The organism is Priestia sp. 53B2, from assembly GCF_056099005.1.
In genome coordinates this window covers 170,751-193,565 of the sequence record NZ_JBLZXA010000008.1, presented here as the reverse complement: position 1 = coordinate 193,565, position 22,815 = coordinate 170,751, and the positions used below count along the sequence as shown (strand labels likewise).

The 22,815-nt window shown below is 39.5% G+C and carries 24 protein-coding genes and 1 other annotated feature; of the genes, 17 read left to right on the top strand and 7 right to left on the bottom strand.

The features are described 5' to 3' along the window. Positions 1-29: 29 nt before the first annotated feature. Positions 30-749, bottom strand: coding sequence for a poly-gamma-glutamate hydrolase family protein (locus ACN6NE_RS04365; RefSeq protein ID WP_129704219.1), 720 nt, complete (start codon positions 747-749; stop codon positions 30-32). A 43-nt stretch (positions 750-792) separates the two neighbouring features. Continuing rightward, complete coding sequence (locus ACN6NE_RS04360; protein WP_129704217.1) at positions 793-1,602, bottom strand: class I SAM-dependent methyltransferase; 810 nt, start codon at positions 1,600-1,602, stop codon at positions 793-795. Between the two features lie 114 nt (positions 1,603-1,716). Between ACN6NE_RS04360 and ACN6NE_RS04355 the strand changes: the two genes are divergently transcribed. Further along, positions 1,717-2,379 (top strand): MgtC/SapB family protein, encoded by a 663-nt coding sequence (locus ACN6NE_RS04355; protein WP_474324692.1) that lies wholly within the window; start codon positions 1,717-1,719, stop codon positions 2,377-2,379. Between the two features lie 60 nt (positions 2,380-2,439). Here ACN6NE_RS04355 and ACN6NE_RS04350 read toward each other — a convergent pair whose 3' ends face one another. Next, positions 2,440-2,613 (bottom strand): hypothetical protein, encoded by a 174-nt coding sequence (locus ACN6NE_RS04350; protein ID WP_474324691.1) that lies wholly within the window; start codon positions 2,611-2,613, stop codon positions 2,440-2,442. A 173-nt stretch (positions 2,614-2,786) separates the two neighbouring features. On the opposite strand from ACN6NE_RS04350, the gene ACN6NE_RS04345 reads away from it, so the two are divergent. Together ACN6NE_RS04345 and ACN6NE_RS04340 are read left to right on the top strand one after the other, a co-directional pair. Next, the gene (locus tag ACN6NE_RS04345; RefSeq protein WP_057234027.1) at positions 2,787-3,428 is read left to right on the top strand and encodes an NAD(P)-dependent oxidoreductase; all 642 of its coding nucleotides are present in this window, start codon (positions 2,787-2,789) and stop codon (positions 3,426-3,428) included. A 73-nt stretch (positions 3,429-3,501) separates the two neighbouring features. Then, on the top strand, positions 3,502-3,996 hold the full coding sequence (locus tag ACN6NE_RS04340) for a GNAT family N-acetyltransferase (protein WP_129704213.1): 495 nt from the start codon (positions 3,502-3,504) through the stop codon (positions 3,994-3,996). A gap of 21 nt (positions 3,997-4,017) precedes the next feature. On the opposite strand, the gene ACN6NE_RS04335 is transcribed toward ACN6NE_RS04340, so the two are convergent. Next, positions 4,018-4,767: a sulfite exporter TauE/SafE family protein gene (locus ACN6NE_RS04335; RefSeq protein ID WP_014458620.1), complete on the bottom strand. Its 750-nt coding sequence runs from the start codon at positions 4,765-4,767 to the stop codon at positions 4,018-4,020. A gap of 155 nt (positions 4,768-4,922) precedes the next feature. Here ACN6NE_RS04335 and ACN6NE_RS04330 point away from each other — a divergent pair, with 155 nt between their 5' ends. From ACN6NE_RS04330 to ACN6NE_RS04315, 4 genes are all read left to right on the top strand, one after another. Continuing rightward, on the top strand, positions 4,923-5,822 hold the full coding sequence (locus ACN6NE_RS04330) for a LysR family transcriptional regulator (RefSeq protein WP_474324689.1): 900 nt from the start codon (positions 4,923-4,925) through the stop codon (positions 5,820-5,822). After that, positions 5,819-6,457, top strand: coding sequence for a hypothetical protein (locus ACN6NE_RS04325; RefSeq protein ID WP_474324687.1), 639 nt, complete (start codon positions 5,819-5,821; stop codon positions 6,455-6,457). The genes ACN6NE_RS04330 and ACN6NE_RS04325 overlap by 4 nt, the downstream gene beginning before the upstream one ends. 121 nt (positions 6,458-6,578) lie before the next feature. Next, on the top strand, positions 6,579-7,145 hold the full coding sequence (locus ACN6NE_RS04320; RefSeq protein WP_129704207.1) for a TetR/AcrR family transcriptional regulator: 567 nt from the start codon (positions 6,579-6,581) through the stop codon (positions 7,143-7,145). A gap of 131 nt (positions 7,146-7,276) precedes the next feature. Next, on the top strand, positions 7,277-8,503 hold the full coding sequence (locus tag ACN6NE_RS04315; RefSeq protein ID WP_474324685.1) for a DUF819 family protein: 1,227 nt from the start codon (positions 7,277-7,279) through the stop codon (positions 8,501-8,503). 42 nt (positions 8,504-8,545) lie between these two features. On the opposite strand, the gene ACN6NE_RS04310 is transcribed toward ACN6NE_RS04315, so the two are convergent. Continuing rightward, on the bottom strand, positions 8,546-9,916 hold the full coding sequence (locus ACN6NE_RS04310; RefSeq protein ID WP_377542150.1) for an amino acid permease: 1,371 nt from the start codon (positions 9,914-9,916) through the stop codon (positions 8,546-8,548). Positions 9,917-9,983: 67 nt separating this feature from the next. After that, positions 9,984-10,215, bottom strand: a binding site (T-box leader). A 229-nt stretch (positions 10,216-10,444) separates the two neighbouring features. Here ACN6NE_RS04310 and ACN6NE_RS04305 point away from each other — a divergent pair. The 7 genes from ACN6NE_RS04305 (at position 10,445) to ACN6NE_RS04275 (ending at position 17,791) form a co-directional block, all read left to right on the top strand. After that, positions 10,445-11,338 (top strand): DUF4405 domain-containing protein, encoded by an 894-nt coding sequence (locus ACN6NE_RS04305; protein WP_474324683.1) that lies wholly within the window; start codon positions 10,445-10,447, stop codon positions 11,336-11,338. A 108-nt stretch (positions 11,339-11,446) separates the two neighbouring features. Next, on the top strand, positions 11,447-11,632 hold the full coding sequence (locus tag ACN6NE_RS04300; RefSeq protein ID WP_129704201.1) for a Fur-regulated basic protein FbpA: 186 nt from the start codon (positions 11,447-11,449) through the stop codon (positions 11,630-11,632). A gap of 195 nt (positions 11,633-11,827) precedes the next feature. Beyond that, the gene (locus tag ACN6NE_RS04295) at positions 11,828-12,955 is read left to right on the top strand and encodes an NADH-dependent flavin oxidoreductase (protein ID WP_129704198.1); all 1,128 of its coding nucleotides are present in this window, start codon (positions 11,828-11,830) and stop codon (positions 12,953-12,955) included. A gap of 144 nt (positions 12,956-13,099) precedes the next feature. Next, positions 13,100-13,999, top strand: a complete 900-nt coding sequence (locus ACN6NE_RS04290) for a DMT family transporter (RefSeq protein ID WP_129704196.1) — start codon at positions 13,100-13,102, stop codon at positions 13,997-13,999. Between the two features lie 52 nt (positions 14,000-14,051). Continuing rightward, positions 14,052-14,405 carry a cupin domain-containing protein gene (locus ACN6NE_RS04285; protein ID WP_474324681.1) on the top strand — a complete coding sequence of 118 codons (354 nt, stop codon included), beginning with the start codon at positions 14,052-14,054 and terminating at the stop codon, positions 14,403-14,405. Between the two features lie 407 nt (positions 14,406-14,812). Continuing rightward, the gene (gene ltaS / locus ACN6NE_RS04280) at positions 14,813-16,735 is read left to right on the top strand and encodes a lipoteichoic acid synthase (RefSeq protein ID WP_474324679.1); all 1,923 of its coding nucleotides are present in this window, start codon (positions 14,813-14,815) and stop codon (positions 16,733-16,735) included. A gap of 87 nt (positions 16,736-16,822) precedes the next feature. Next, positions 16,823-17,791, top strand: coding sequence for an LCP family protein (locus ACN6NE_RS04275; RefSeq protein WP_129704192.1), 969 nt, complete (start codon positions 16,823-16,825; stop codon positions 17,789-17,791). Positions 17,792-17,828: 37 nt separating this feature from the next. On the opposite strand, the gene ACN6NE_RS04270 is transcribed toward ACN6NE_RS04275, so the two are convergent. Further along, complete coding sequence (locus tag ACN6NE_RS04270) at positions 17,829-18,410, bottom strand: YitT family protein (protein ID WP_129704190.1); 582 nt, start codon at positions 18,408-18,410, stop codon at positions 17,829-17,831. Between the two features lie 200 nt (positions 18,411-18,610). On the opposite strand from ACN6NE_RS04270, the gene ACN6NE_RS04265 reads away from it, so the two are divergent. Beyond that, a complete protein-coding gene (locus ACN6NE_RS04265) occupies positions 18,611-19,108 on the top strand; it encodes a GNAT family N-acetyltransferase (RefSeq protein ID WP_013058629.1) in 498 nt (165 codons plus the stop codon). Positions 19,109-19,151: 43 nt separating this feature from the next. Here the strand turns inward: ACN6NE_RS04265 and ACN6NE_RS04260 are convergent, their stop codons facing one another. After that, positions 19,152-21,194: a catalase gene (locus ACN6NE_RS04260; RefSeq protein WP_474324677.1), complete on the bottom strand. Its 2,043-nt coding sequence runs from the start codon at positions 21,192-21,194 to the stop codon at positions 19,152-19,154. A 172-nt stretch (positions 21,195-21,366) separates the two neighbouring features. On the opposite strand from ACN6NE_RS04260, the gene ACN6NE_RS04255 reads away from it, so the two are divergent. Both ACN6NE_RS04255 and ACN6NE_RS04250 read left to right on the top strand, forming a co-directional pair. Then, complete coding sequence (locus ACN6NE_RS04255; protein WP_129704186.1) at positions 21,367-22,338, top strand: NAD(P)H-dependent flavin oxidoreductase; 972 nt, start codon at positions 21,367-21,369, stop codon at positions 22,336-22,338. A gap of 70 nt (positions 22,339-22,408) precedes the next feature. Then, positions 22,409-22,804 carry a hypothetical protein gene (locus ACN6NE_RS04250; RefSeq protein ID WP_129704184.1) on the top strand — a complete coding sequence of 132 codons (396 nt, stop codon included), beginning with the start codon at positions 22,409-22,411 and terminating at the stop codon, positions 22,802-22,804. The last annotated feature ends 11 nt before the right edge of the window (positions 22,805-22,815 follow it).

The following is a 22,815-nucleotide window of genomic DNA, read 5'->3' as shown; positions in this document are numbered from 1 at the left end:
AAATCAAGGAACAGGCAAGAGTTGATCAGTTAGTGAACTTGAAAGTAAAGGAAAGTTTGATAGGAAGAAGATGCTTCTTGTAAGGAAGTGACAAATGTATGAAAAAGCGGCGTTATATTCATGCGGTTGTTTCTCGACCAGTCATGGTTTGCGAAAAATGATTTCCTTAGTTCGGCCGTCAGTTCAAGCTGTACTCCAGCTTTTAGCAAATTATCATTTGCAATATTTTGTTCGCTTGTTCCGGAAATGTCAGAAGGAGCGTCACGGACTGTAAAGTCATTTTTGCGTAGCGCTTGCTTCACCAGCTCTTTATAAAGCTGATTTTTTCCGCCTACATATACGATAGGCTGACTCCCGCTGTAGCCGTGAATCGTCAAAACGGACATACTTTGCTGAGCCATTCCTCTAGCAATCGGTTCGTCAAAGTTTTCTGAGGTTATGTGCAGAACTCCGTTGTTAGTGGACTTGATGCCTTCAAATAAATAGTAAGAAGCGGAAAAACGGTCGGCGAGTTCTTTGGCGACTTCTGATGTACCCGGTTCAATTCCGCCGCCGTGAATGGCGATAATGGATAGGTAGCTAAAGCGCTGCTCGTAGCGAATGTCGTAGTCTTGGTGAAGAATTTCGTGCTGCTGCAGTTCTGCATAGGAAGAGTAAGAGTCACCGCTTGCATAAGAGGGAAGGGGAATCAAAAAGCAGTACATCAAACATAGCAAAGTGCTCGTACTCCATTTGAATAAACGGTTCATTAATAATCACCTCTATTTATCCTATGGTAAATAGAGGTGATTATTAGTGTTTTCGCCCGATATAGAGTAAATGAGAAGACAGTCCAAGGTGATAAGAACTTGATGCTTGTTGAATAAGGAGCTGAACGATGCTGTTCATTTCTTCAGAAGAAGTTTCCTGCCAGTACGTCCACTCCTTTGAATTAACTGACGAAGCAACGTTAGAGGCAATTAGCTCAACACATTGGAATCCATGGTTCGCTAAAAAAGGAATAATATCCTCAATTTTAGTGTAATAAACGTGAGTAAATCGTCCTTCTTCGGCATGATCAAAACAGCCAGATTCATAGAAATCATGAAGCGCTTTTGCCGTGTTGTTTGGTCTTAAACTCTCCGGGGATGTTAAAGAAGAAATGACGTGCTGAACACGGGGCATAAACGAAATAAAGACAGTTCCGCCTGGCTTTGTGACTCGATACAGCTCTCGGACAGCTTGAATGCGATCTTGTTTCTTCTGCAAATGATACATTGGTCCAAGCATCAGTGCTGCATGAAATTGTTCATCCAGGCAACATTGAAGGTTTCGAGCATCTGCCACGTGAAAATCACGAAATGCATTGTATACTTGCCGTTCTAAAGCCTTTTCCTTAGCTGTTTGAACTAAATGAGGCGTCAAATCAGTTAGAGTTAATTCGTAGCCGTTTTCTGCTAGTTTTAAGGCATATCTTCCAGGTCCAGCACCGTTATCTAAAATATGTCCGCTGGGAGGAAGGTGTTTTTTGATAAAATGCCAGTTTACTTGAAACTCAATAGGCTCGCGTTCTAATCTTCCCCACTCATCAAATCTGCTGTAATAATCGATAATTTTATCCACTTTGATTAGCCTCCACTTCAAAAATTAGTTATAGTAAATTATAACAAAAATAGAAATAGTTAATAGGTGCGTTTATGAAAAAATGAAGATGAAGGGAAAGGAGGGGGGGGAAAAATGACCGCAGCTTTTATTAGTCGTCTAGCCCTATCAGGTCTGTTAGGAGCTTTGGTTGGATTAGAAAGAGAATTTAGAGCAAAAGAAGCGGGCTTGCGAACTCATTTTTTAGTTGCTGTCGGTAGCACGCTGATTATGCTAATTTCGAAATATGGCTTTTCAGATGTGCTTCATCAAGATCATATGGCCCTTGATCCGAGCCGGGTTGCAGCACAAGTAGTAAGCGGTATTGGTTTTTTAGGAGCAGGTATGATTATTATCCAAAAGCAGCATATTAGAGGGCTCACAACAGCCGCAGGCGTATGGGCAACGTCGGGAATTGGTTTAACCATTGGGGCGGGTATGTATACAGTCGGCATTAGTGCAACTATATTGGTGCTGATTGGCTTAGAAATATTGAACGTGATGTTTACATCTTTTTCTACTCATTCCATTTTAATTAAGTTTCGTGCAGCGAATCAAGAGGATATTTATGAGCTCCTTGATAAGATTGAAAGGGAAAATATTATGATTTCATCCTATGAAATTCACCGAGATCATCATCAAGGTGAACTGCTCTATTTTGTTGAAATAAAAGGAAAAGCAAAAAAGAAAGGGAATAAAGTAGAATTGATTAAATCAATTCATTCTATGGCTCACGTGTTATTTATTGAAATTGAATAAGCACTTATTTATTTATTTATTTATTTTTTGTCAAAGAGATTAAGGCATAACTAAATTAGTCTAAAGTCGAACAAATGGATAAAGGGGGCAGTATGGATCGTTTAGTACATCGCAGTTGATTTCCGTGCAAGGCTTTCCGCGGGCGGCCGGTGAGCCTCCTCGTCGCTTGCGCTCCTGCGGGGTCTCACCTGTTCCGCTTTTCCCGCAGGAGTCTTCGCCTTGCCCTCCAATCAACCGCTAGAAGTACCTACATATATAAAACCTACGTTCGGATCTTCCTTCAACTAAAATACTTTTGCTCCAGTCTCTTTATTTGTTCTCTATCTTGATTAAACCGTTTTGTCGTGTTTTAGCAGAGCAAAAAGAGGCTACTACTAAGTATAGAGAATTTTACTGGAGGTTATAAAATGAAAATTGGAGTGGTAGGTGCTACAGGAAAAGCAGGAAGTTTTATCGTGAAAGAGGCTTTAAATCGCGGGCATGACGTAACAGCAATTGTACGTGATGCGGGCAAAGTAGAAGAAAAGGATGTTCGTACATTGGAAAAAGACATCTTTGATATTACGGCAAACGATATTGAAGGTTTCGACGCAGTAGTGAATGCGTTTGGAGCTCCTGAAGGAAAAGAACATCTGCATGTAGAAGCGGGGCAATCGTTAATCCATGTATTTAAACAAGCTCCGGACGTTCGTCTTCTTGTTGTAGGAGGAGCAGGAAGTTTGTTTGTCGATGAAGAGAAAACGACGCGTCTAGCAGATACGCCTGATTTTCCAAAAGAGTATAAAGCGACAGCTGACAGCCAAGCTCAAAATTTAAAAGACTTAGAAAGTACAAGCGATATTAATTGGACGTTTATTAGCCCAGCAGCATTTTTTAATCCTTCAGGAAAACGAACGGATGCTTATAAAACAGGGAAAGATCATGTTATTTTAAACTCAGAAGGAAACAGCCATGTCAGCTATGCTGATTACGCCATTGCAGTCATTGATGAAATTGAGCGAGGAGAGCATGTAAACGAACGCTTTACCGTTGTATCCGACGCTAGATAAAGGGCAAGCCGCTTTATGCGGCTTTTTTTTTTGAGTGATATACTATGAAAAAAGAAAAGGAGTACAGCAGAAAATGGAGAAGACAAAAAACGTAGCGCTAGCGTGTTATAGTGAAGCCTACGACTCGTCTATACATAGCTATACGCTACCTGAAGAGCAGCTTATTTATACGGCACTTCCCGCTGAAGCCTTAGCTAATTGTGAGCAGGAAAAGGACAGAGCGCCTGTTTTAATTTTGGCAGAAAACAAACTAGCCGGCTTTTTCGTGCTCGACGCAGGGGAAGCCGTTAAAGAATATACCGAGAGCTCCGGCGCGCTTTTAATACGGTCGTATTCCATTCATCCTGATTATCAAGGAAAGGGAGTTGGCAAAAAGTCATTGAAACTTCTTCCTTCTTTTATTAACCATCACTTTCCGACTAAAAATGAAGTGGTGCTAGGCGTGAACTATAAAAACACGACCGCGCAGCAGCTGTACAAAAGAAGCGGCTTTATCGATACAGGCCGGCATATTTTTGGAAGCCAAGGAAAGCAGTTTGTTTATGAGATGGACATAAAAAAAGCTTGAACAAGAGTTCAAGCTTTTTTCTTATATAACAAGGAGGAAGCTGGAGCAAATAGGCAGCGCTACAAGGGATGTTTTTAATACGGGAGCAGGTACGCGATTTGTAAACTTTGCTCCAATATATGAACCGACCATTGTGCCGACTACTACTTGGATCAACAGCGGAATATCTAAAAAGCCCTGCTGATAATAGCCCATTCCTCCGCCGATGGCAATCGGAATAATAACGAGCATTGTCGTTCCGGCCGACTGACGAATAGACAAGCCTAACACCATCATAAGGCCAAGCTGGATAAATGGAGTTGATCCAATTCCAAACATTCCTGACAGAGCGCCTGTGATTAAGCCGATTAGTAAAGAGTAGACGACAAATTTAGCTCCTGTTGGAATCGTACGTTCTTTTTGCTGACGGGAAAATAAAAACATTCGCAGCCAAAGTAAAACGCCAGATAATAAAAGCATACCGGCTGTTAGCCATTTTAGCTCGCCTTCTGGGATAAAGGATGAAAGGTTAGACCCAATCCAAGCGCCTAATGCACCGAGGATACCAACAGAGATACCGGATTTTAAAGATACGTTACCTTCGCGGTAATGACTGACTGCGCCAGATAAAGAAGAGAAAATCATTGCGGTAAGAGCCGTTGCGAGTGCAACGTGAACAGATACGCCGTACAGCAGCGTTAAAATTGAAATAATAAAACCTGATCCGCCTGCTCCAACAAATCCTAAGATCAGTCCGACGGCTAACATTGTTAAAACAATTGAAACATCCATAAACTAATTCCTTCTTTCAACACTTATTCTATGCAGACACATAACATTTTTAGCAAGTGCTACGTTCTTCATTTAAACATGAATTTTTTATGACGTCCAATGTATAATTTATATGAAATTGATAGTATTATGTAATAAGTAAAGGATGTGAAAAAATGGAATGGCAGCAGCTCGAATATTTTAATGTTGTAGCTCAAACGGAACATTTCACAAAGGCAGCGGAAAAATTATCAATCGCGCAGCCTACGCTCAGCCGCTCAATTTCTAAATTAGAATCAGAGCTTGGCGTGCCGCTATTTGAACGAAAAGGAAGGCAAGTTATTTTAAATCGATACGGACGGCTTTTTTACGAACGAACGGCTAAAGTATTAAACGAAATGGAAGAAGCTAAACGTGAGCTTTCAGATTTGATCCACCCTCATCGCGGCAGTATTTCGTTTGCTTTTTTAAAATCATTAGGCGCTTCCTCCGTCCCAAAACTAGTTCATGCTTTTTTACAAGAGTATCCGAACGTTCAATTTCAAATTTTTGAGAACGCCACGAACATCATGCTCGATCAGCTTCAAACGGGGGAAATTGATTTTTGTATGTCTTCCGTAACGGAATCTAGGGCAGGAATTCAGTGGGAATATTTATGGAAAGACGAGCTGTACGCGTATGTCCCTGATACGCATTCGTTTGCCTCAAAACAAGTGCTTTCGATTTCAGAGTTGGCTCATGAATCGTTTATCGCGTTAAAAAAAGGATACGGAAGCCGAACAATTTTTGATCAGCTGTTTGAAGAAGCCGAGATTGTCCCAAATATTACGTTTGAAGGAGAAGAATTTTTGACGGTGATTGGTTTTGTGGCGGCTCATTTAGGGGTTGCCTTGCTTCCTGAAATAAAGGGAGTGGACTTGCGAGGCATTAAAAAAATAAAGCTCAAAGAAGACACAGCTTCAAGGGTAATTGGAATTGCGTGGAACAAAGATAAATATTTAACTCCTGTTGCGAAAAAGTTCCAGGGATTTTTAATTCAGTATTTCAAAGACCATCATACAGGAGGAAAACGATGAAGAAAATTGCTTGCCTGCACGCTCATCATTCGAACATCTCTTATATAGAAAAAGCGCTACCGTTTGCGAACTGTATGCATTTCGTAGACCCTGGACTTGTACATCGGGTAACAACCGACCCTAAGTTTGCAGCGGAGTCAGCAGCTGCAGAAGTAGAAAAGCAGTTAAAGTGGATGGAAGAATGTTCAGCGGATGCCATTTTACTTACGTGTACGAATTACATTGCTCTTTTACCAGAAGCATTTACAAGCGATATTCCAATTATTAAAATCGATGAGCCTTATTTTCACCAAATATGTGAAATAGAAGAACCGCAGCTTATCGTGTTTACAAATCCGGAAACCGTAGAAGGAACAATGAAGCGTCTAGACGAATTTGCATTTTATCAAAATGTAAAGATAAATGTTCGCCCTGTTTTGATAGAAGGTGCTTTTGAACTAGTAATGACAGGAAACCTAGAGAAGTATAAACAGAAGGTGAAACATGTCTTACATGAGCTAATAAAAGAGCATGACGCTGTTGTTTCAGTGGCGCAGCTCTCGATGGTAGAAGCGGCGGCAGAGGTAAGCGACCGTATTATTACGCCTCTTCAACCGTTAGCGGAAGAAGTAAGAAAAACAATTATTAGGTCATAAGAAATGAGAAAAAGAAACTTTAAATGGTAAAATATTCACTTTATTTTGACAAAAAATTCATTTCCTTATATGATAAGTAGTGTTATAGAAACCACTTATTATATAGGGGAGGCATCGTTTTGTGAAGAAAGCAAATGCACGCGATAAGATTTTAGAAACAGCATCGCGGCTTTTTCAGCTGCAAGGCTATCATGCAACAGGATTAAATCAAATTATTAAAGAGAGCGGGTCGCCAAAAGGGTCTCTTTATTATTATTTTCCAAAAGGGAAAGAAGAACTGGCGATTCACGCTGTTCAATATACGAATAAATACGTTCAAGTTCAAATTAAAGAAAGTTTAAATAAATCTTCTGACGCAGCGCAGGCTATTCAGTATTTTATTGAAGAATTATCCAAGCAGTTTGAACACGAAGAAAGTATTGCTGGCATGCCTGTTGGACTGCTGGCTGGAGAAACGGCGCTTATTAATGAACCGCTGCGGGAAGTCTGCTACGCAGCGTTTCAAGATTGGGAAAAACTTTTTAGAGAAAAAATGATAGAGAGCGGATTTCAAGAGAAGCAGGCAGGAGAGCTCGCAGTTGTGATTAACTGTATGATCGAAGGCGGCATTTTGCGTTCGTTAACAGAAAAAACAAGCGCTCCTTTACAGCAGATTCAGCAGCAGATTCCGGTTTTGATTCGTAAATAGAAAAAAGCTTTTCACTTTTAGAGTGGAAAGCTTTTTTTATGGATTGACGGAATTTGGCATATTTTGATAAAATTTAAAGGTGTATTTTCTGAAAATTCTATTTCTTATAAAGAGAAAGAAAGGAGTAGCTTGTGATTTTTACTATTATTCAAGCTGATGATACGTGGGCACTATGGGGAATTCTAGCAATTTGGGCTTCTGTTAGTATTTTTCTCGAACAAAAGTATAAGTGGGCTTCTTTTCTGTCAGGAGCTATTGTTGCGCTAGCAGGAGCGCTTATCCTTTCAAATTTAAAAATCATTCCAACAGAGTCTCCGGTTTATGATGCGGTTTGGGCGTATCTAGTACCTCTTGCCATTCCATTATTGTTATTTCAAGTCAATATGAAAGAATTATTTCAAGAAAGCCGAAAACTGCTTTTTATTTTCTTAATCTGTGCAGTAGGAACGGTCATAGGGAGCACGGCGGGCTTCTTGTTATTAAAAGATTATATTCCTGAACTAGCAAAAATTGCAGCTGCTATCGGCGCTTCTTATGTAGGCGGAGGGGTTAACTTTGCTACCGTTACGGCCAAATTTGAACCATCAAGTCAAATGGTTTCGGCGACGGTGGTTGCTGATAATATGGTTATGGCTTTACTGTTTGCCGTGTATATGTTTGTTCCTTCTATGAAGTTTTTTAGAAAACATTTTAAGACGCCTCATATTCAAGAAGTAGAGGCTGGGCAATATGGAGAAAATGATCGCCATACGCTTGCAGAAAAATATTGGACAAAAAAAGAAATTTCGTTAAAAGACGTGGCGGCTTCAATTGGTACATCATTTTTTCTAGTGGTTGCGTCATTTAAATTAGCCGAATGGTTTGGAACAATCATTCCAACCGGTCCAAATATTTCGGTAGTTCAAACGTTATTACATACTATTTTGAGCGAAAAATACTTATTGCTTTCCACACTTACGTTTCTTGTCATTTATCTGTTTCCTTCTTATTTTAAAAATATTAGCGGGAGCCAAGAAATCGGCACATACTTCATTTATATTTTCTTCGTTGTCATTGGAGTACCGGCGTCCATCCCATTAATTGTTGAAAAAGCACCTCTTTTGATTCTATTTGTGCTCATTGTGGGACTGAGTAATTTAATAGTGGGACTGATTTTAGGAAAAGTATTTAAAATTGATTTAGAGCATATTTTACTGGCGAGCAATGCAACGGTAGGGGGACCTACGACAGCAAGTGCAATGGCGATTGCTAAAGGATGGGGAAGCTTGGTTGGTCCTATCCTGGTAGTAGGAACGCTTGGCTATATTATTGGTAGCTATATCGGCTTTGCACTTGGCTATTGGTACTTATCATTTTAAATAAAAAAACGCCTCCTCTGATGACTCAAAGGAGGCGTTTTTTTATTTAGCGTGCTTGACTGCTGATGATTGATAAAAGCGGCCTTTAAAGATATACGTAGCTGTAATAAATAAATAGATAGCTAGTGTAATAGTCGTAATAACAACGGAGGTTGTGCAGATAACACCAATTAAAATAGCGCTTAGTGCAATTAGGGCAGCCCACGTCGTATAAGGAAACCATTTAACAGAGTAGCTGCTCGATGCTTCAGGCTGAACTTTGCGGGACTTTAAGTGTGCGATCGCAATAATCAACCAAATAAACAACACGGTATATCCTAAGGAGCCCATCAAATAATCAAATGTTTTACTTCCTGCAAATAAGGAAATCAACACGCCCACATAAAGGGATGATGTACACATTAAGATTGCATAGACAGGAACTTTGTTAACAGAAAGTTTCGAAAATACCTTCGGCACTCGACCGTCTACTGCTTGCGTATACAAAATACGTGATGAGCCGTAAAGTCCTGAGTTCATTGAAGAAATAACGGCTAACAAGATCACGGCATTCATAATATGATCTGCTCCGGGAATTCCAATCATTTTAAATACCATTACAAAAGGACTTTGAGAAACGCCGTTCACTTCATTCCAAGGAATCAAGCTCACGATGATAAAAAACGGGAACAGATAAAAAGCAATGATGCGCGTTAATGTGCTGCGCACGGCTTTAGGTACTACTTTTTCAGGGTTTTTTGTTTCAGCTAGAGTTACCCCGATGATTTCAGTTCCACCGTAAGAGTAGATGACAACTAGCATCGCTGTAATTAACCCAGTTGGTCCTTTAGGGAAGAAACCGCCGTGATCGCTCAAGTTCGAAAAACCCGCTGCGGTATGGTGACCAAATGATACAAATAGTAACAGAAGTCCAGCGATGATAAAGATCACAATGACCGTAATTTTAATTAATGCTAACCAGTATTCTGTTTCAGCAAATGCTTTAACCGAAAGCAAGTTAATAACTGTGACAATAACGGATACGCCTAAAGCAAGCATCCAAATTGGATAATCAGGAAGCCAGTACTGAATAAAAATAGCTGCTACAACGGCTTCAGCTGCAATGTTTAACACCCACATTTTCCAGTAAATCCAGTCTAAAAAATAAGCGGGGTAGCTTCCTAAAATCGATTGAACTAAATCACGAAATGTTCGTGCGTCACTGTTTCGAACCGCCATTTCAGCAAGACCTTGCATAATAAATAGTAAAATAATTCCGCCAATTAAATAAGCAATGATAACTGATGGTCCTGCCATATCAATAGCTGAGCTGCTTCCTTTAAATAAACCAGCGCCAATTGCTCCACCTAGCGCCATCATCATAATGTGACGTGAAGTCATTGTTCGCTGCAAACCTTGGTTGTCCTTCTTCATGACTTTTCCCTCCACTTTTTTATAAAATAAAAAAAGCTTATCGTCTCCTACCTCATTATCAAATGAGAGAAGAGACGATAAGCTTTAGCTGACCGCGGTACCACTCTTGTTGGCTCTTAAAGAACCCTGCTTAAAACCTGATAACGAAGGTTAGACGTTAAAACTTAGAGAATACTTCTGCATTCTTTCTGAATTACCACTCCTGGGCGAGTTCAAAGTATTATTGGACTACGTTGCACCAACCCGTAGCTCTCTTGACCGAATAATAAGCTTCTACTACTCCCAATCGCTGTGTTTTTGATTAAAATCTGAAAGTTCTTGATGAATAACCATTACTATACGTGCTTCTTTTTTCTTTGTCAACAGCTATTTTCTAAAAAGTAAAAATGATTGAACTTTGTTTTTTATAGAACTCAGGACTGGTTATTTTGGTAAAAAAATCAGTCGTTTCACCTAATTTTCACCAACTCTGCTTACATTAAGAAATATGAAAAAGAGATTGTTTTGACAAATACATAGGTGAGGAGAATGAATAGAGTGAAAAAGATGATGTACGTCCGGTTTGGACTGGATCTTTTAATGGCCGTTACGTTTGTTTTATTTTTTAACAAACAAGTATTGGGAGGATTAACGTTTCATGAAATTGCGGGGCTAGCGATTGCCGTCGCCTTTTTTACCCACGTGCTACTAAACTGGCAGTGGGTAAAGAAAGTTACGGTTAAATTATTTGACCGCAAGCTTCCGCGCAGAACAAAGTTCGGTTACTTTTTAAATATCATGCTGTTGATTACGATGTCATTTATTATGATAAGCGGTATTTTTATTTCAAGAGTAGTATTTCCAAATATTAATGTTGGGAATGAACAGTGGTTTAAGGTTTCGCATATTTCGGTATCATTTTTAGTGTTAATTTTAGTAGCCGCTCACATAGGTCTTCATTGGCAATGGGTTATAAATGTATGTAAAAATATGACGAAATTCAAAAAGTCAAAGAAAAGCTTGAGCATAGTAGCTAAGCTCGCAACCGTTGCACTGTTAGTCGTTGGCATATACGAAATAAATGAGACCGGTTTTCTTGGAAAGTTTGGAGGAGTAGAGAGAGTACTGAATTTAAGTTCCTCAGATATGCCGCAAAAAGGCGGTGGGAAGCCGGATTTTGATCGCCATTCATTTAGCGAGAACAAATCTTCTGCGACGGCATCTGCTGGTCACGAACGTCCGAACTTTGATCACGATGGCGGAGGTCTGGAAAGAGGAATGAAAGGAAAAGAAGGCGGTTTTGAAAGTCCGAATCCTTTTGTTGTAATCGGTACTTATTTTGCTATTATGTCGGTTTTTATTATTGTTATTTGTTATATTGAAAAAATATTAACGGGAGTAAAAAGACGCAAAAACACGACGGGTCCGGCTGCAGAAATTTAAATAAAAAAGCTATCTATTTCACTGTTTTTTCATCGTACAGAAGTAAAATCATTTATGTAAAAGCAAATGCTTTGCAAAATTAATATGATATAAACTTAGGTGGTGGAAATGGTGAAACAACACACACAGCCTGAAACGGAACATAAGAAAAATTGGTTTATTAATGCGCTATTGAATTTTGGTATTTATAAAAAAGGAAATCGGCACCTATACGAACTGACACTTCAAGAGCTAGAAGCTCAATATGTAAAAGTGAAAGCATTGATGTATAATCAGGAACCTCTTTCGCAATGATAAAAAGGCACTCAATACATGAGTGCCTATTTTATATGAGAAAGTCTTATTCTTTGACAGGTAAAACTGTACAGATTAAAATCACAGTATATTTTAAAGTTACAGTTTTAAATGACACATATTATAGGAAGGAAAACAGTTTCTACCTATAATATGCCAATATTTTTGACCGTATCATTTTTGGAGGGAAATAAAATGACAAATAAAAAGTATGAGCCGCTTTTACAGCCATTTACTTTTTCAAATGGCATCAAATTAAATAACCGCGTTATTCTTGCGCCTATGACAAATTTTTCATCAAATGAAGATGGAACAGTATCAAATGCAGAAGTAGACTACTATGTACGACGTTCAAACGGTGTTAGCATGGTCATTACAGCATGTACATACGGAACGCCGAACGGCAAAGGATTTCATGGAGAGTTTGCTGCAGACAGCGATGAAATGATTCCTAGCCTGCGCCGTTTAGCAACAGCAATTAAAGATCAAGGAGCAAAAGCAGTTCTTCAAATTTTCCACGGAGGCCGCATGTGTCCGCCTGAGCTTGTTCCAAATGGAGAGGTTGTTAGCGCAAGTGCTGTTGCTGCAGAACAAGAAGGAGCACCGGTGCCTCGAGAGTTAACAAATGAAGAAATCGAAGGCATTATTCATGATTTTGGTGAGATGACGCGCCGTGCCATTGAAGCAGGATTTGACGGAGTTGAAATCCACGGAGCAAATAACTATTTAATTCAGCAGTTCTTTTCTCCGCATTCTAATCGTCGCGAAGATAAATGGGGTGGCAGCGTAGAAAAACGCTTAACATTCCCGCTAGCAATTGTAGACGAAGTAAAGCAAGCCGTTTCTAAACATGCAAAAGAGCCATTTTTAGTAGGCTATCGCTTCTCGCCAGAAGAGCCTGAAACGCCTGGAATTACAATGGCTGATACGTTGAAGTTAGTTGATGCACTAGCAGAAAAAGACCTTGATTACCTTCACGTATCGCTAATGGAATTCTGGTCAAAACCGCGCCGAGGCGTGGAAGATACTCGTTCACGGATTGAAATTATTCAAGAGCGAGTAGGAAGTCGCGTGCCTGTGATGGGCGTAGGTTCTATTCATACAGCAGACGAAGCAGCAGCAGCTCTTGAAACGGGTATTCCACTGCTTGCGATTGGCCGTGAATTAATTATGGATCCAGACTGGGTTCAAAAAGTCAAAGAAGGCCGCGAAAATGAAATTGTTACAACGTTAAGCAAAAAAGATCAGGAAAAGCTTGTGATTCCTGACCCGCTGTGGCAAGCCGTTATTAATACGCCAGGCTGGTTCCCGGTTGAAGATTAAAAGAAAGACAGAAAAGCGCAAAGACGATGGGACTGATCCCGTGTCTTTGCGCTTTTTTATGAAATAACGCTTTTGAGCCATTAATTTACAAATGGACTTCTTTATGTTTGAATAGTAATAGTTTTCTGAAAGTGAGGTGGAAAAATGAAAGCAGGCCCAATGGTAAAAATGATGGTTTCAATGAGTATTTTTGGTTCAATTGGCTTTTTCTCCACAAAAACTGGACTGCCTTCTTTTGATTTAGTATTTGTTCGCTGTATTTGTGCAACGCTTTTTCTCGGAATGTGCTGGTTTGTAACGGGTGAATATAAAAGAGAAAAATGGAATGCCAAGGAAATAAAGCAGATTTTACTGTGCGGAATATTTCTTGTGTTTAACTGGGTGTTTCTATTTAAAGCATTTGAAATGATGTCCGTTACGGTGGCTATTTCTATTTATCATCTTGCGCCCGTTTTAGTATTGCTTCTGGGAAGCTTTATCTTTAAGGAGAAATTAACGGTTCTTGGCGTTATGTCTATCTTCATTTGTTTTGTGGGAACACTTCTGATTATTGGGGTAAAGGAACTTACGATTGGTGGCTTCATGTCGTCAGGAATACTGTGGGCGCTTTTAGCCGCTTTGTTTTATGCATGCACGACGCTGCTTGGCAAAGGAATTATTCATACGAGTGCTTACGCTGTTACATTTCTTCAGACTTTTTTAGGGATTTTTTTATTATTGCCGTTTGTTCATTTCAATGATTTTCATTTTCTAACAACGGCCAATTGGACAGCGATTTTAGTAACGGGCTTTGTACATACTGGTTTAGTTTATTATTTGTTTTTCGACAGCCTGCGCTACTTAAAAACTCAGGTGATTTCAGTTCTGGTATTTTTAGATCCAGCCGTTGCTATTTTATTAGACACAGCATTCACGGGATTTCGCCCGACGCTTTTTCAGTTTGCAGGCATTGTTTTGATCTTTTTAGGAATGCTTTTTACTTTGAAGCCAAAACCTTCATCTGAAAAAAATATTTCCAATAGCAAGATTAAAAAGATCACATAGAATTTCTATTTAATCTGCAGGTGTTCATTTATTAAAAAAAGGGGAGCTAGTCATGAAAGTCAGTAAGCAAAACGCAGAACACTACGTGTGGGGAGGAAAATGCGATGGGTGGCACCTAGTGAAAAATAAAGACGTGAGTATTATTCTTGAGCGCATGCCTCCTCATACGAAAGAGGTAAGGCATTATCACACGAGAGCACAGCAATTTTTCTTTGTGCTAAAAGGAACAGCTGCTCTAGAAGTAGACGGAATTATTTATGATGTAAAAGCACATGAAGGAATAGAAGTGCTTCCGTCTATTCTTCATCAAATGATGAATCGTTCGAGCGAAGAGATTGAGTTTCTTGTTATTTCACAGCCCTTTGCACAAGGAGACCGCATAGCTGTTGATGAAGATAAAGACTGAGCATAGATAAGTCTAATTTTACTAGTCCTAACAGTAAGCGAAGAATACCGTCCAGTACAATAGTACCTTTTCATTCAGTAAGTGGAATATTATGATCAATAAAATAAAAATACTTTTATTGCAGAGCAGAAATGTGGTAAATTAATATGTATGCAATATAGGGAGAACGAAATTTACAAATTAACAATTGTGTAATATTAGCATCACGATAAAAAAATAAGAGATTACAAGTTAAAATGTAAATTTTGTAGATGACTAAAAAAAGAGATGAAGATGATATTGTTTGACAAATTGAATCATTTTCAGGTAATCTTTTGCAGGACGTAACCGTTACGATTTAATGTATGGGACTTTCCTAAGGTTAGCTGGACATGAAATCTCTACTTTTTAGTGAAAGGAATTTGAAAATGAAAAAACTATTTTCAAAGCCGTTGTTTTACTTTTTTATAGCGGTTTTATTCATGTGGATCAAGTCTTACATGTCTTACAAAGTGGAGTTCAACTTAGATATAAGTGACTCAATGCAAAAAACGTTATTGTTTATTAATCCGATTAGTTCAACTTTGATCTTTTTAGGGTTAGCATTGTTTGCAAAAGGAAAAAGAGCCATCGTTTGGACGCTTATCCTTAGTACAATCATGACGGTCATTTTGTACAGCAATATTTTATATTATCGATTCTTCAATGACTTTGTGACATTGCCTACTTTAACGCAAACAAGCAATGCGGGTCATTTAGGAGGCAGTATCGCTGATTTAGTAAAAGCTCACGATATTTTTTACTTTGTAGATATCATTTTACTGATTGCGCTATTGTTTGTTAGAAAAATCGAATGGCCAAAAGTACGCCTTAAATTCCGCTATACGTTCATGGTATTAGCGGCAGGAGCTATCGCTTTTGCAATTAACTTGCACTATGCTGAAAAAGATCGCCCTGAATTATTAACAAGAACTTTTGATCGTAACTACCTAGTGAAATATTTAGGAGCATACAACTACACGGTGTATGATGCAGTTCAAACGTTCAAAAACTCAAAGCAGCGAGCATTCGCAAGCAGTGATGACTTAACAACAGTGAAAAACTTCAGTACAAGTCACTATGCAGCTCCAAATATTGAGTATGCCGGTAAAGCAAAAGGAAAAAACATTATTAAAATTCATCTAGAATCATTTCAGTCATTCCTGATTAACTATAAGTTAAACGGGCAAGAAGTAACGCCGTTTTTAAACTCATTAGCCAATGGAAATGAATTTATGTATTTTGATAACTTCTTCCATCAAACAGGACAAGGTAAAACAGCTGATGCAGAGCTTATGATGGATACGTCATTATATGGCTTGCCTCAAGGATCAGCATTTAGCTTAAAAGGCCGCAACACGTACCAAGCAGCACCAGCGATCTTAGATCAAAAGGGCGGCTATACAAGTGCCGTTTTACACGGAGACTATAAAACGTTCTGGAACCGTAATGAAATTTATAAGCAGTTCGGTGTGGATAAATTCTTTGACGCAAGTTATTACAATATGACTGGTGATAACAAAGTAAACTATGGATTAAAAGATAAGCCATTCTTCAAAGAATCTATGCCAATGCTACAGTCATTAAAACAGCCGTTCTATGCACATATGATTACATTAACAAACCATTTCCCATTTGTCCTTGATAAAGGCGATGCTAGCATTGAGCCGGCAAACACAGGAGATGGAACGGTAGACCGTTATTTCCAAACGGCTCGTTATTTGGATGAATCACTGCAAGAATTCTTTACAGAGCTAAAAGCTTCAGGCTTATATGACAACTCAGTTATTATGATTTATGGTGACCACTACGGTATTTCTGAAAATCATAACAAAGCAATGGAAAAAGTTCTTGGCGAGAAAATTACGCCATATAAAAACGCTCAGCTTCAACGCGTACCGTTCTTCCTTCACGTACCAGGTGTAAAAGGTGGAGTGAACCATACGTACGGCGGTGAAATTGACGTAGTGCCTACTCTTCTTCACTTAGTGGGAATTGATAGTAAAGAGTATGTTCAATTCGGTACAGATTTATTATCAAAAGACCATGATCAGGTAGTAGCATTTAGAAACGGTGATTATGTTTCTCCGAAATACACGTCAATTGACGGCAAGTATTACGATACAAACACGGGAGAAAGAATCACAGCAACAGACGAAGCGAAAGCTTATAAAAAGAAAGTTGGAAGAGAGCTAGAACTTTCTGATAAAGTGTTATACGGTGATTTATTACGATTTAATAAATTAGATGATTTTAAACCGGTCGATCCATCAAAATACATGTATGGAAAAGACCAAGAAACAAAAAAGTAATGTAAGCTTTCACACCATACAATCCAAACAAGCAAGTAGAGGAGCTTTTTAAAAGCTTAGCTACTTGCTTGTTTTATGAAAACTTCATTGAAAAAGAAAGCTGGTGACAGAAACGTGGAGCGAACAAGACGCAAAAGAAGAAGAAGGGTTCGATGGGGCAGAGTGTTCTTTGCTTTGTTGTTCCTTTTTATTATCGTTGGAGGCATATACAGCTATTTCCAATATAAGCAAGGGCTATCGTTGGCAAGCGATGGTAAATTTGCGGATGACGGCACGACATTCGAACAGTTTCAAGGCAGTCTCCCAAATAACGGAGAAGTAAATATGCTGCTGTTAGGAAGTGATTCGCGCGGAGAAAAGCATTCTCGTACAGACTCTATTTTAATTGCTCACTACGATTCTAAAAGCAAACACCCGAAAATTGTTTCCCTTATGAGGGATATGTATGTAGATATTCCAGGACACGGCAAGCAAAAACTGAATGCTGCTTACGCGTTCGGAGGTCCTGAGCTGCTCCGTCAAACGATCAAACAAAATTTTGATATCGATATTAACTATTATGCAGTTGTAGACTTCGAAGGGTTTTCAAAAATTGTAGATACGATTGCACCGGATGGCATTGAAGTAACCGTGCCTCACGATATGTCTTCGGGAATTGGTATGACGCTTCACAAAGGTACCCAAGTTTTACACGGTGAACAACTGCTTGGCTACGTACGTTTTCGCCATGATAACATGAGTGATTTTGGACGCGTTCAGCGCCAGCAAGAAGTTGTTTTAAAGCTTAAAGATGAAGTAGCAAGCCTAAACAGCGTGTTTAAAATACCGAAGCTTCTCGGCGTAATGGATCCTTACATCGATACAAATTTAGATACAAAAAGCATGATGCTTCTAGCTAAAGATGTGGTAACAGGAAACATGAAAGATGTTCAAAGCCTGCGACTGCCGTTAGACGGATCATTTGAAAACAAAACGTATAGCGGTGTTGGTATGGTGCTTGATATTGATTTAGATAAAAATAAAGAAGCGCTGCAAGAATTCTTAAATGACAAATAAAGAAAAGCCTCGAGACGCATGTCTCGAGGCTTTTTCCTTATACATAGACGATGATGCGTTTGAATGACGTAATTAAACTGGTCACTATACCGGAGCATACAACAATGAATAATGAATAAATAGCTGTATCGTTTTGAAGCAGTAAAATACCTGAAATAATAATAGATGCATCAATCACTAAAATGATGATGCCGGGGTTTAAAGATAACCATTTCGCAAGTATCAGAGAAAATAAGTCGACCCCGCCTTGACTTGCGTGCTGCCGGAGCATGATGCCGGTTCCGATTCCGTTAAAAACACCTCCAAGGCAAGCGCTTAAGATAATGGGAATGTGAAAGATCCCGTGAAGCGGAAACAGCAAATCAATCATAACGGCTGAGAGAACCATGCCATAGATAGCATTTAAAAAATAAGAGCGGTTAAAACCTAGGGCGAGAAGGTAAATCGGCAAGTTTAAGCAAAAAATCATCACACCTACTTTATAGTCAAGTAAATAATTAATGATTAAGCTAATTCCCGTAATGCCTCCTGTTACAAGCTGAAGTGGAAGAATAAAAACGTTAATTCCGATACTAACAAACACACTGCCAATTCCAATTGCAATCAATTTTTTATACATACTGTCTCATCCTTGTCTATGAATCTCTTTATATGTATATGAAGACAAGCAGAGTTTCAGCACAAAGACCGCTTCAGAAACCATAATGAACAGATTAAATATATGCAAAGGAAGCGGTTTTAAAATGCAAATGTGTTGCATAAACATGGTTCACCATAGACAATAAGAACTAACGAAGAAGGTAAATGGAGGAGAAAAAATTGATCGTTCGAAAAGCTAGAGAAGAAGAAACATCATCTATTGAAACAGTGACGCTTGCTGCTTATGAGCAATATGCAGCTGTAAAATCAGAAGCACACTGGAAAAGATATCGAAAGGGAATTTTACATACCCTGAGTGAAGAAAAGAAATTTGAGTGCATTGTAGCTGAAATCGATGGAGAAATGGCAGGAAGCGTTTTGTTCTATCCTCCGAATACTGATGTATACGGAGGATTGTTAAAGCCATTTCCATGGGCTGAAATTCGTCTGCTGGCAGTTGCTCCGTCTCATCGCCGAAAAGGAGTCGCCAATGCGCTTCTTGAAGCGTGTGAAAAAAAATCTCGAGAGCTAGGGTGTTCTTATTTAGGTTTACATACAGATCATTCAATGGAACATGCCATTAAGCTGTACACTAAAAGAGGTTACGTTCGCTTTCCTGATAACGATTTTTATCCGGTAAAAGATTTGCACGTTATGGCATTTAGAAAATCAGTTTAATAAAAAAAGCCTTTGAAATCATTGATTTCAAAGGCTTTTGTATTTATATAACGTGACGATTCCAGTGGCGGTGAGCTGAAATAGCTTCAATAAATTCATCTGTAAAGCGTGTAGTTTCTCCAGTTACGACACCGGGACTACTATCTAAGCCAGCAGCTTTTAGCCACTTAACACCTTCATCCGTCGCGCCAATTGGTTTAAAATGCTCGAATGCTTCTTGAGCAAAAGTCAGTGCTTCTTTACGAAACTTCTCATCAGCCGACGCACTTCCGACAACATAAACCGCATCGAATAAAACAGAATCACTTGTTAAGAACGTGTGCTGTACTTCAAGTTCTGACCCGTCTGTTCCTTTTACGTTTTGGAGGGTTGTGCTTACAATTTCAGGCTGAATGCCTTGTTGTTTTAAACTGTTTAACACTTGTGGTAGCTCACTGCTAAAGTCATTAGCTACAATGACAGCTACTTTACGCGTATTCGGCTTTTTAATCGTCTGTTCCTGACTAAGAGCCGTAGATGACTTAGTCACTGGCGCGTCTTCTCCTGATGGAGGCGTTGCACCAATCGCTTGTGCTACTTGTTTAGCTAGCACTGTACTGACGTTGGCAAACATATCAACGACCTGCTGCTGAACAGACTTGCTTTTCACTTTTCCAAGCTCAAAGCTAAAAGCACTGATAATATGCTCTTTTTCAGTGTCGCTCATGCTATTCCAAAATAGCGTTGCCTGTGAAAAGTGGTCTTTAAAACTTTCGCTTCGGCTTCGAACTTTTCTTCCTTCCACTTTTTCTTGATAGTGAGCATAACCGCCCTCTGACTCTGAGACAGGAGCCGGCGTATTGGCTGCAAGAGAGTTTCTGTGATAGCTGACAGGCCCTTTGTTAATCGTTTGACGTCCGTAACCGTCTCGTTGATTGTTATGAAACGGGCATACTGGACGGTTGATTGGAAGTTCGTGAAAATTCGGACCCCCAAGACGAATAAGCTGGGTATCCGTGTACGAAAACAATCTTCCTTGTAAGAGAGGATCGTTAGAAAAATCAATTCCCGGTACCACATGTCCCGGATGGAATGCGACTTGTTCCGTTTCAGCAAATACGTTGTCTACATTTCGATTTAAGGTCATTTTTCCAACCAATTTGACGGGAATGTCTTCTTCTGGCCAAAGCTTAGTTGGATCGAGAATGTCAAAGTCGAACTTAAATTCATCTTCCTCAGCTATGATTTGAAGGCCTAGCTCATATTCAGGATAGTCTCCGTTTTCAATCGATTCCCATAAATCGCGGCGATGAAAATCAGGGTCTTTCCCAGAAATTGTTTGAGCTTCGTCCCAAACAAGGGAGTGCGTTCCGAGCACAGGCTTCCAGTGGAATTTGACAAAATGAGCTTTTCCTTCTGCATTAACTAAGCGAAAAGTATGTACGCCGAAGCCTTCCATCATACGCAAGCTGCGAGGAATTGCGCGGTCTGACATTGACCACATGACCATGTGAGCAGACTCTTGGTTATTGGCGACAAAATCCCAAAACGTATCGTGTGCTGAAGCCGCCTGCGGCATTTCGTTGTGTGGCTCAGGCTTAACAGCGTGAATTAAATCCGGAAATTTAATCGCATCTTGGATAAAGAACACGGGAATGTTATTTCCAACTAAGTCATAGTTTCCTTCTTCTGTATAAAATTTTGTTGCAAAACCACGGGCGTCGCGCACCGTTTCAGCTGAACCTTTAGAACCTGCTACAGTAGAGAAACGGACAAATACAGGTGTTTTTACAGACGGATTCTGTAAAAATTTAGCTTTTGTATATTCGCCGAGAGAGTCATACAGTTCAAATTCTCCGTGAGCAGCGAAGCCGCGTGCATGAACGATGCGTTCAGGAATGCGCTCGTGGTCAAAATGCGTCATTTTTTCACGGAAATGAAAGTCTTCCATAAGGGTTGGACCACGTTCACCCGCTTTTAAAGAAAATTCATCTTCAGAAAGCTTTAACCCTTGATTGGTTGTGAGCGCTTGGTTTCGATCATCTGTTTTAAACTGCTCGAGCTGTTCTTGCTTGCTTTTTTCATTTCCAGGGTGCTTTTTTGTCATACCTGTCTTCCTCCTTGACCTTCAATTAATAATCATTACAAAATGTGTACCCTATCAAAAGTTGAAGCAAACAGAAATGTTGGAATTTTTTCGTAGGAAATCCGTTATTTTCTTGTTATGATTATGAATAAGTATTCATAAATAAGAAAATTAAAGGAGAGGGGATACATAGATGAAAACACGGGTAACAGATTTATTAGGGATTCAATATCCAATTGTACAAGGAGGTCTGGCATATTTAGCGTACGCAGAACTTGCTGCTGCTGTCTCAAATGCAGGAGGGCTTGGACAAATTACAGCTATGACGCTCCGAACACCTGAGAAACTTCGAGCTGAAATTAAGAGAGTACGTTCTTTAACTGAACGTCCTTTTGGCGTTAATTTTGCTGTTGGAGGTCAAACAGAAGGTTCTTATAAAGAACTTCTCGACGTAGCAGTAGAAGAAAGTGTTCCGGTTGTTTCCATAACAGGAGCAAATCCCGCACCTATTTTTGAGAGATTAAAAGGAACAGGAATTAAAACGCTCGTGCTGGTAGCCAACGTGCGTCAAGCTCAAAAAGCTGAGAAGTTAGGAGCAGATGCTGTCATGGCAGTGGGGCAAGAAGCAGGAGGACATATCGGACGTGAGGATCTCGGCACAATGGTATTAATTCCTCGAGTAGCTGCGGCTGTGTCAATTCCGGTCCTGGCAAGCGGAGGGATTGGAAACGGACAAGGATTATTGGCAGCGTTATCATTAGGTGCTGAAGGAATTGAAATGGGAACACGGTTTATCGCGACAAAAGAATGTGTAGATGCCCACGATGCGTATAAACAAGCTATTGTAGAAGCAAAAGAAACCGATACTGTGGTTATTAAACGTTCGTTCGGAGCACCTGGACGCGTATTGAAGTCCCACTACACTCTTGACATTATTGAGCGTGAGCAGCAAGGAGAGAGGTACGAAGAGTTAAAAGACGTCATTAGCGGAGGGGCAAACTGCCGGTATATTTATGAAAATAAAATCGATGAAGGCTATGGATGGGCAGGCCAAGTCGTTGGACTGATTGATAGTATCCCAACGGTCCAAGAGCTTTTTGACAGTATGATAGAAGAAGCAGAAGCTGGTTCTAAACGACTGCTGAGTATAGTGGGAAAGAAGTAGAGATACAAGCCGTCATACTGCAGCAATTATTCGCATATTTATAATCTATATCTCTAAATGAGGTGAGAGAATGAAAAGGATGCGAGCATTTGCTATTATGACGTTTTTAGTAGTAGGTTCAGGATATGCAGTTTTTACTAAAAAAGAAGAAGTTTCCAAGACTCAGCAAGCACAAGTGTACGAAGAAGCAAAGCCTGTTATTAAACAAATGGACAAACTGGATATTTGGCATAAAATCAGCAGCGGTTTAACTGAAGCGGGCTATGAATCAAGGGGCGTGAATTCTTCCCTTTACTCAAAAGACAGAGTAGAGCTGGATGTGTATATGGAGCCTTCCGTTTCATCTGATGCCAAAACGCAAGAAACTATTAAACAAATGGTATATAAAATACTCGAAGAAAATAAGTTTCAGCAAAAGGCCTTTTATGTAACAATTAAATTCCTGCCCGAAAAACAAGCAAAATAGACTTGTCTCGG

Coding starts and splice junctions, on each gene's coding strand:
- ACN6NE_RS04365 (WP_129704219.1), bottom strand. CDS start 749: ATGAACCGTTTATTCAAATGGAGTACGAGCACTTTGCTATGTTTGATG.
- ACN6NE_RS04355 (WP_474324692.1), top strand. CDS start 1,717: ATGACCGCAGCTTTTATTAGTCGTCTAGCCCTATCAGGTCTGTTAGGA.
- ACN6NE_RS04345 (WP_057234027.1), top strand. CDS start 2,787: ATGAAAATTGGAGTGGTAGGTGCTACAGGAAAAGCAGGAAGTTTTATC.
- ACN6NE_RS04340 (WP_129704213.1), top strand. CDS start 3,502: ATGGAGAAGACAAAAAACGTAGCGCTAGCGTGTTATAGTGAAGCCTAC.
- ACN6NE_RS04335 (WP_014458620.1), bottom strand. CDS start 4,767: ATGGATGTTTCAATTGTTTTAACAATGTTAGCCGTCGGACTGATCTTA.
- ACN6NE_RS04330 (WP_474324689.1), top strand. CDS start 4,923: ATGGAATGGCAGCAGCTCGAATATTTTAATGTTGTAGCTCAAACGGAA.
- ACN6NE_RS04325 (WP_474324687.1), top strand. CDS start 5,819: ATGAAGAAAATTGCTTGCCTGCACGCTCATCATTCGAACATCTCTTAT.
- ACN6NE_RS04310 (WP_377542150.1), bottom strand. CDS start 9,916: ATGAAGAAGGACAACCAAGGTTTGCAGCGAACAATGACTTCACGTCAC.
- ACN6NE_RS04305 (WP_474324683.1), top strand. CDS start 10,445: ATGAATAGAGTGAAAAAGATGATGTACGTCCGGTTTGGACTGGATCTT.
- ACN6NE_RS04300 (WP_129704201.1), top strand. CDS start 11,447: ATGGTGAAACAACACACACAGCCTGAAACGGAACATAAGAAAAATTGG.
- ACN6NE_RS04295 (WP_129704198.1), top strand. CDS start 11,828: ATGACAAATAAAAAGTATGAGCCGCTTTTACAGCCATTTACTTTTTCA.
- ACN6NE_RS04290 (WP_129704196.1), top strand. CDS start 13,100: ATGAAAGCAGGCCCAATGGTAAAAATGATGGTTTCAATGAGTATTTTT.
- ACN6NE_RS04285 (WP_474324681.1), top strand. CDS start 14,052: ATGAAAGTCAGTAAGCAAAACGCAGAACACTACGTGTGGGGAGGAAAA.
- ltaS (WP_474324679.1), top strand. CDS start 14,813: ATGAAAAAACTATTTTCAAAGCCGTTGTTTTACTTTTTTATAGCGGTT.
- ACN6NE_RS04270 (WP_129704190.1), bottom strand. CDS start 18,410: ATGTATAAAAAATTGATTGCAATTGGAATTGGCAGTGTGTTTGTTAGT.
- ACN6NE_RS04260 (WP_474324677.1), bottom strand. CDS start 21,194: ATGACAAAAAAGCACCCTGGAAATGAAAAAAGCAAGCAAGAACAGCTC.
- ACN6NE_RS04255 (WP_129704186.1), top strand. CDS start 21,367: ATGAAAACACGGGTAACAGATTTATTAGGGATTCAATATCCAATTGTA.
- ACN6NE_RS04250 (WP_129704184.1), top strand. CDS start 22,409: ATGAAAAGGATGCGAGCATTTGCTATTATGACGTTTTTAGTAGTAGGT.